The organism is Methanohalophilus sp. DAL1 (genome assembly GCF_001683555.1).
Classification (GTDB): Archaea; Halobacteriota; Methanosarcinia; order Methanosarcinales; family Methanosarcinaceae; genus Methanohalophilus; species Methanohalophilus euhalobius.
Map to the genome: position 1 here is coordinate 44,040 of NZ_MAFX01000004.1, position 7,826 is coordinate 51,865.

Below are 7,826 nucleotides of genomic sequence, written 5' to 3' on the forward strand. Positions count from 1 at the left end.
TTGTTTCCAATGCAGGGGATTGTCTTTCATCCACGCTGGACTGGAAGGTCATTCCACCTGATCTTCACCGCTCACAAAGTCCAAAAACGACCGGATGAGGGCTTCGAGATCTTTTTCTTCACGGTAGGCATCCAGGAGGATCAGGTGGTTGGTGTTTCCCAGCAGCATTGCAGAAACTGTTGAACCCTCGCGGTAAACACATTGTACCGGAATACCGAGGTTCAGGGCAGAGCATACCTCATATCCAACACCTGTGGAGGCAAGAGAAACCTCCGCAACCATGCAGTCACAGCCATCAAGCAGATGCATATCCCTTTCAAAAATTTCGGATTCAGACATGCCTGCTTCGTTTTCTTCAACATGTGGATCAGCCACGTGCAGACTGGCCACATCGTGTCCTTCGTTTTCTATAATCTGTACCATTTGCTGATAAATCGGGAGGTTTTGCCTGCCTCCCCTGATAGAACCTGATAGGAATACTTTCATAGTACACCCCGATAGAAGTGACCAGTGGTATATTTTTTGCCTGCACGCATTTTCTTTGTAGTCGCCCTGCCATCCAGAACCTGCCTGTACAGGCCAACCAGACTGCCGATATCACCCGGTGATTCCCAGCGGGCTTCAATACGTATAGCAGAAACCCCTGTGGCAATCACGTCCTCCAGGTAATCAAGCATGCTCAATCCCCGGGAGTTAAGCAGGTGCATCCGGCAGTGTTCATCCGTTTTCAGGGGAAATGAATAGCCTTTCCTGTCGACCAGGACACTTTCCACCTTGTGACAGGAATCCGAACATCTAGAAGTGTGTGAAAGGGGGCAATATTCTGAGACCATTACCTCGAAGTTGCCTTCCGCGATGCATTCCAGACTGCTGCAACCGTCAGCTACCTGACCGAGTTCATCCAGAGTCAGTTCCACAGATGCAGTGACCCTTCGGGCCCCGAGGTTTTTCAGGATACTACAGGAATGATGGTTGAAAACATTAAGCGGGGTGTCGATAACAAAAGGAATTTTCTTATCCGATGCCAGCCCGATCATCCCCATGTTGGCCACAAGCAGCCCACTGCATTCCCGTGCCTCTTCCAGCAGCCAGAAAAGATCTTTCATTTCCCCGTTTTTAATGATTCGCGGGGTGGAAAGATAAAGAGATGTTCCGTAACTCTGGCATTGTTCCTTAACTATAGCAATTTCATCAACCGAAGGCATGGGCAGTCCTGCGAAATATATCACATCTGCACCGGCAGCCACAGCAGCTTTTGCATCTTCAACCGAAGATACAGCCACACAGAGCAAGGGGGTTGTATTGGATGCAGCACTACTATCCACCGACTCAAGGGAAGGTTTGCTGCATTCCCGATGATATTGTTCAGTTCGTTTTTTTCGCAGAAGGTCCACAGCATCAGTGCGCAGCTCATTCAGTACACCGACAGGAACGAAAATCCCTTCATCCATTTCTATAGATATAGAGGAGGGAACAAAAGCCGTATTACCCAGTTTTGCCAGCTGTTTGCGCAACTGTTTTTCAGAGGCTGCTTTTCCTTTGGCCGCCTCGACCACATAGTCAGAATGCAGGGATATGGAATTGTAATCCCTATCCTTCACTGACAGACTTAGAGGATGACCAAAACGTGCTTCCAGATGCATAACGACCGGAATTTTACGTTGTGGTGCAGGAGAGGTATAGGTCTGTTGCAACTGTTTTATCTGGCGGCTGTCCAGAGTACGGTAAAGGATATCCCCTTCCTCCAGGCGTCCGGAGAAAGGGATCTCTATTGTATCCCCGGCCGAGGCACTTTTTTTCTGCCTGCCTGCCCGATAGATCACACCTATCTTTTCACCGTCACCTGCTTTTGAAACAATCCCGTCGCCTACAGCCAGGTCTTCCTCAAGGAAAACTACAGCACGATCCATGTACCTGCCCATTTCCACAATTGTCCCAATGGGAATGCCTCGATTACCTGGTGAGACGGCACCCATCATGTCCCGGGTACTTCCTTCAAGATAGGCTGAGGTGAACCCCCGATTGAAAAGTTGTTCAAGATAACGTATCTCTGATTCGGCCACATGGAACTTTGTGGGGTCTGCAAAATAACGGTCGATAAGCTTGCGATAGATGGAAACCACACCCCCTACATATTCGGGTCTTTTCATCCTGCCCTCTATTTTGAAAGAATACACACCCGCTGCTACCAGCTCCGGAATCAGACGGGCTGCACACAGGTCTTTGGGACTTAGCAGGTAGCCTGCTGTAACAATTTCATCATCACAACTAAGCGAATACTGCCTGCGACAGGGCTGGGCGCAGTAGCCTCTATTGCCGCTCCTTCCCCCAATCATGCTACTCATAAGACACTGCCCGGAATACGAGATACAGAGAGCTCCGTGCACGAAAACCTCGAGTTCCATATCCGTGTTATCATTCAGGGCAGCAATCTCTTCCAGACTCATCTCGCGGGAAAGGACCACACGTTTTATCCCGTATTGTTCCAGCAATTTCACTGACTCAGTGTTGTGTACTGTCATCTGGGTACTGGCATGAACGGGTAGTTGGGGGAGGTGGCTACGGCAGGCGGCAAGCAGGCCGACATCCTGTACGATGACAGCATCCACGCCCATATTGCATAATTCAGTCAAAAAATCAATTGCCTGCGAAAATTCACTGTCCTTTATCAGGGTATTTACGGTCACATAGACCCTGACCCCGTAAAGATGGGTATAATCAATCGCTTCTTCGAGATTGTTAGCCGGGAAATTATCTGCATAACCACGTGCACTGAAGGCCGAACCTCCGAAATAGACTGCATCAGCCCCGTTCTGAACCGCAGCCACCAGAGAATTGTAGTCGCCTGCAGGAGCAAGAAGTTCTGGTTTTTTATTCATTGTCTGATGTGCATATGAACGGGCGATATATAAAAGCTGCCGGGTAAAAAAGAAAAGAGGGAAAGCAGTTCAATCCTGCTTCCTGACAATATAGTGTATTACAATGTACAGGGCTACTAAAAGAACAACGAGGTTATAAGCGGCCCTGAATATCGGCACATACTGGTATTCAAACCATGTACGGATAATATTTTCCAGGGCAAAATATAGCCTGAATACCGATAGCAGAATCAAAAGCATCAGTATTGCAAAACTCGCCTGTCTGAAATAGTACACCAGGTCTTTCCTGTTATCAGTAATTTCCTCACTCATCCTTATTCCTCCTTGCCACGAAATACACCATACAAAGCATCATCAAAGCACCAAATATTTCAAAACCAGGTGTACCTGGCTCCTCAGTCGGATATTCTGATGCTGATTCTTCTTCCACGGGAGCCTCACCGAATCCCTCCACAACGAAATCCCCGGAATCGATATTCTTTGTCTGCAACCGCTTGTCCTTATCGATTTCCTTCTCAGGATTCAGCTGGACATAATCCACTCCCTGCCTGACAATGGTGTCATCTTCCCAGAGAATTACCTCCACTGCGTAATTGTAATTGTCAGGGACACTAAGATTGACCGAGCGGATCACAGTTTCATCCGGTTCAAACGTACCAGTATCAGTCCACGCCTTATCAGCAATCAGGCTGGCATCCATTTCCCTGGCTTTGACCAGCATCCGGTAATTTTCATTTTCACCAACCCCCTCGTTTGTGAGATAGATATCATTCTGGATTAGCACTTTTTTCTCAGCAACTTCCCTTATCATGAAATCCATTTCACTGATTTCAACACCCGGAGTTTCCAGACTTCCCTGCAAATCCTCAATATTATTCAGAGTGATCTGTCTGCCTGTTTTCCGGGAGCCATCCTCAAAAACCAGTGCAACCACACGGTAACCATCCTTTTTAGGAAGGTTTACGGGTACAGTGACCTTCCGTGTGGATTCAGCAGGAATATTGCCAATGGGATTTTCTTTTTCTATTTCAAGCAGCCCGGTACGGATATTATAAGCCTTCAGGACCAGGGTCGTATTATTATTGCTGGCAGTCTCCCCATAATTTTCAACATACATCGTGACATTGAGATCGACAAAAGCACTCCTGACATCCTTTGCCATGACGTCAATATTGATTATTTGCAACTGGCTTTCCTCTTCAAAAGAGCGAAGACAGCCACTTGTTGATACAAGGGATATCATCACCAGCAACAAACAGAACAACTTCGCTGCACTCTTTATATTTTTCACAATGATGCACCCAAGAGTAAATAGGTTCACGACTATATAATATTTATTAGAGATTGTTTTAAAAGCAGGATGTATCGAGATGTCAACAAATTTCCAACATCGTTCCAGTAAGAAGAAAATAAGGGCAAAGGGGTATGGAATCAATAAAAAGGAATCATATTAAACATATAAACACTTGCCAAGTATGTCAAACACTCTATGCTATACAAATGATATATTCTACAAAGCCACTTTTTATTAGTGCAAATCATACAGTTGGAGAATATGGTCACAATAGTTATATAGAGTGACAAACAATTTTCCAAAGTCCCATTATCATAATGTGAAAAGGGGTCCAAACTGAATTTGCAGAGTCGGCTTGGACCCCAAAACGCCCTGAGGCAAGATTATTGTTAGCTTTGATACAGTTTAAGGTTTGCGGGTCTTGCCTCAGGAGTAATTTGAAGTGAGGTAAAGAAAGAAATGAACAAAACAATAAATCGAACAATGGTAGTATCACTGGTTATCATGTTGATGATACTATTTGCAGGGGTGGGAAGTGCAAACTCAGATTCTGCCTCTATAACAGAGAAAGAAAGACTTGAACTTGCAAATAAATTGTGGGGTACAGATATTACATATGGAGAGTATATTGAACAGTTGTTCCCTGAAGCTTATGATTAAATCTCCAGATGCAACAACAGAGTCATATTATGACATGGAAGTATCTTGGATAAATCCTGCTGCAGAAGGGCCTGATTCTAAACAAACATTCACAGCTACCACTGGACTAACACGAAGTGTTTACTTCGGGGTCGTAAATTCTGAGTTGGACCATGATGGTTCAGAAATTACGTACAAAACCTGGCAACGAATGGTGTTACCTACCCCATATACAAGGATACCAAGTATGTCTGTTCTCACATATTTATGGCGTGGTGATGGGGAAGAAGAGATCGTTGGTATTGAATTTGAGTCCGAAAACAATGTTTACGAACTTGAAGCAGAGGATACTTATGATTATTCATCTTCAGCATATTATCGTGTAATTGGTCAGTATTCTGGAGTTTATCCATCAGGCGTTACACAACCAAGTTACAATGGAATATGTTCCACTGACTGGGAATACGTAAGTTGAAAATAATTTCTGAGGTAGATGACTCCTTCTTTTTAATTCTGCAATCAAGAGTCATCCAAATACTAAAAATCAGAGCTTATACCAGGTTTACTTATAAATATTTTTATTGAATTCTCTGAAATACTGCTGCTGTTAACATGTATATATTAATTGAGCATAGTTCCCATATGAAAATCTTCAATATAATATTTTTAGGCTTATTTTTAATTTGTATTACAGGCACAGTAGCAGCCGAATATTCCAATTCTGCAGCAGAGGACCACGAAGCCCTGATAATTGAAATTGCACAGGAGCTTGAAACCACCATGGATAATGGAGGGGTATGGTATGAGGGAGCCGATGATAGGTTGGGGCTTATGTATGCCAGTGATAACCGTCATGCTATCGAAGGCGAAATGCAATCTCTGGATTACTGGTCTGTGGATGAAAGAGTTGTGATAGGGGAATTCCCCAACCAGGTAGTATCAAGTACAGCTGAAATCAAAGCTCCAGGACCGGATGGAAAGCTCATCTACATAACAGTTGACGGCTACAACCTGCCTGCAGAAGAAATACGTCCTGTGTCGGAATGGGTATTCAATGAACTTGTGAGACTTTCTGTGGAAAGTGGAGCTATTGGAGAAGGTGCAGGAACATCAAGCAATATGCCATCTGTAGATGATAGTGAAAGTGCACTTGTGGAATCCTCTGAACAGATCGATGAAGAAGAAATAATTGACAATTCACCTTCAACAGGAGATGAAGAGCCGGCAGCAGTTGAATCTGTGGAAATTGCTATTGAGCAGATCGAAGATTACATGGATATCCTTGAAGAAGAAAATGTAGTCGATGTCAAAGGTACCGTCTCAATTGAGGACATCTCCAGAGAGGATGTGTTGCAGTATCAGCAGATTATGGGTACTTACCTGCTGGACGATAATTTCATGGCAGAAATGGAGACTTATTCAATAGGTATCAATGCATTAAGAAATGGCTTTGAATATGCAGGTGAAATACCGGCCCAGGAAATAGATGTATCTTCTAAGCAGGATACTGTTCTGAATGATGAACTCATTAAAGATACCTTTGATGATGATTTCACGATTAGCAGCGACGGAGAAGTATCCCTGCAACGTGAAGAGAGATATGAAGGTGAAGAAAAAATGGCGGCAAAGGTGCAGGAGGTCCTGCAAAAGGACGAACTTTCAAAAGATGACAAGGACTTGATTAAAAATATCAAATCCGGCCAGCAGGCTGCATCTTATTTTTCTGAAGATTTCAGGAGTTCAAACTTTGCCAAACTTATAGATGATGTAGATAAACTGAACATGGTCAAAGAAAAAGTTGAAGAAATCAATCAGGTAGCTGATGATACAAAGAAATTGAGCCAGCTTAAAGGTTCAGCTGGTACGACCACAAAAGCTCTTTATGGGCTTGCCAAAGCTGGCCAAAAGTTAGGAGGCGACATTCCTGTAGTTGGCAAATTTGTCGAAAAAGGTTCAGAAGTAGTTGAAAAGACAGTAATGGTCATGCCTGCCATAGATGATGCTGTTTCGAACAGTGGTTTCAGGCAGGGCCAGATTACCAGCGGTGCTATTGGTACAAAGACCCCGAATGCATTCCTGGATAGGTATGGAGAAAGAATTGAAACTGACGATGGACCTGTTTACAATTTCAAATACAAGGACGACAAAGGGGATGAAAAAACTCTTTCACCGGATTACTGGGTAAAATCCTCCATAAAGGGTCAGACCTATTACATACCGACAGATTTTGAAGGCAATCCTGTAAGCGATGTGGCTATAATGGATAAAGCTTCCTGGAAGCCCTGGACCTGGGACAACTGCCAGGTTGTGAAGTATTCCAATCCTTCCGTTGTTTATAATGACGGGGAGGTGTATGACTTATGATAAAAAAGATCATTGCAGGCATATTTGTCCTTTTCATCCTGCTCTTGTTTATGGGCGGAGATGATGGTAGTGAATCGTCACCTGGTATAGATATCGATGATTGGAAACCTGTTGACGATAGTACTTCTTCTGAATACAGGGCCCAGAGTATGAAGATCTACGAGACCCTTGCTTTCAGCGGTTTTGAAAAAGCCAGTGTGAAAGTTACCGATGATTATGTGTTCATGGCTTATGATCAACCTCCGGTTCGTTCACAGGTCGATTCACTTCTTTCCTGGTTTTATATGATGGGTACAGCTGCAGAACTGGCTCCCCATACAGAAAAGATTTTGATTCAGATGTATTCGGATGAGGAGCCTCTCTATGAGGTGGAGGCATATACTACCGACGTACAATCTCTGCTTAATTATGAGATAGATATGGATGAGTTGCGCTCAAAAGTGGTTGTTAAATCAATTGTATGAGGGATTGTATGGGATTGTTAGACAGGGTTTTGGACATTGTTACAGTTGGTCTTGACAAAATAAATCATTGACGATAAGGCTGTCAATCACAGGAGAGTAATAGAACAGGGTCTTGAAATTAAAGGGAATTGGCAAACCGGGGAAATATTCCTTATGGCAAATCCCCTTACCCCTGAAGTACTGGAA

8 protein-coding genes are annotated in these 7,826 nt (G+C 43.9%); 4 read left to right on the forward strand and 4 right to left on the reverse strand.

Going from position 1 to position 7,826, the window contains the following annotated elements:
- Nucleotides 1–48: 48 nt before the first annotated feature.
- The 4 genes from A9957_RS01245 to A9957_RS01260 all read right to left on the reverse strand — a co-directional run bounded on the left by A9957_RS01245 (nucleotide 49) and on the right by A9957_RS01260 (nucleotide 4,170).
- Complete coding sequence (locus tag A9957_RS01245; protein WP_096712784.1) at nucleotides 49–486, reverse strand: nucleoside 2-deoxyribosyltransferase; 438 nt, start codon at nucleotides 484–486, stop codon at nucleotides 49–51.
- Entirely contained in the window at nucleotides 483–2,879 is a 2,397-nt protein-coding gene (locus A9957_RS01250) for a DUF3656 domain-containing protein (protein WP_292342902.1), read from the reverse strand. Before A9957_RS01250 ends, A9957_RS01245 begins: the two co-directional genes overlap by 4 nt.
- Before the next feature lie 69 nt (nucleotides 2,880–2,948).
- Complete coding sequence (locus A9957_RS01255; protein ID WP_096712786.1) at nucleotides 2,949–3,191, reverse strand: hypothetical protein; 243 nt, start codon at nucleotides 3,189–3,191, stop codon at nucleotides 2,949–2,951.
- Entirely contained in the window at nucleotides 3,184–4,170 is a 987-nt protein-coding gene (locus A9957_RS01260) for a hypothetical protein (RefSeq protein ID WP_292342904.1), read from the reverse strand. Before A9957_RS01260 ends, A9957_RS01255 begins: the two co-directional genes overlap by 8 nt.
- A 486-nt stretch (nucleotides 4,171–4,656) precedes the next feature.
- On the opposite strand from A9957_RS01260, the gene A9957_RS01265 reads away from it, so the two are divergent.
- The 4 genes from A9957_RS01265 to A9957_RS01280 all read left to right on the forward strand — a co-directional run bounded on the left by A9957_RS01265 (nucleotide 4,657) and on the right by A9957_RS01280 (nucleotide 7,640).
- On the forward strand, nucleotides 4,657–4,833 hold the full coding sequence (locus tag A9957_RS01265; RefSeq protein WP_292342905.1) for a hypothetical protein: 177 nt from the start codon (nucleotides 4,657–4,659) through the stop codon (nucleotides 4,831–4,833).
- On the forward strand, nucleotides 4,802–5,287 hold the full coding sequence (locus A9957_RS01270) for a hypothetical protein (protein ID WP_292342908.1): 486 nt from the start codon (nucleotides 4,802–4,804) through the stop codon (nucleotides 5,285–5,287). The genes A9957_RS01265 and A9957_RS01270 overlap by 32 nt, the downstream gene beginning before the upstream one ends.
- A gap of 167 nt (nucleotides 5,288–5,454) precedes the next feature.
- Nucleotides 5,455–7,176, forward strand: a complete 1,722-nt coding sequence (locus tag A9957_RS01275) for a hypothetical protein (RefSeq protein WP_292342910.1) — start codon at nucleotides 5,455–5,457, stop codon at nucleotides 7,174–7,176.
- The gene (locus tag A9957_RS01280) at nucleotides 7,173–7,640 is read left to right on the forward strand and encodes a hypothetical protein (RefSeq protein WP_292342912.1); all 468 of its coding nucleotides are present in this window, start codon (nucleotides 7,173–7,175) and stop codon (nucleotides 7,638–7,640) included. Before A9957_RS01275 ends, A9957_RS01280 begins: the two co-directional genes overlap by 4 nt.
- Nucleotides 7,641–7,826: the final 186 nt, after the last annotated feature.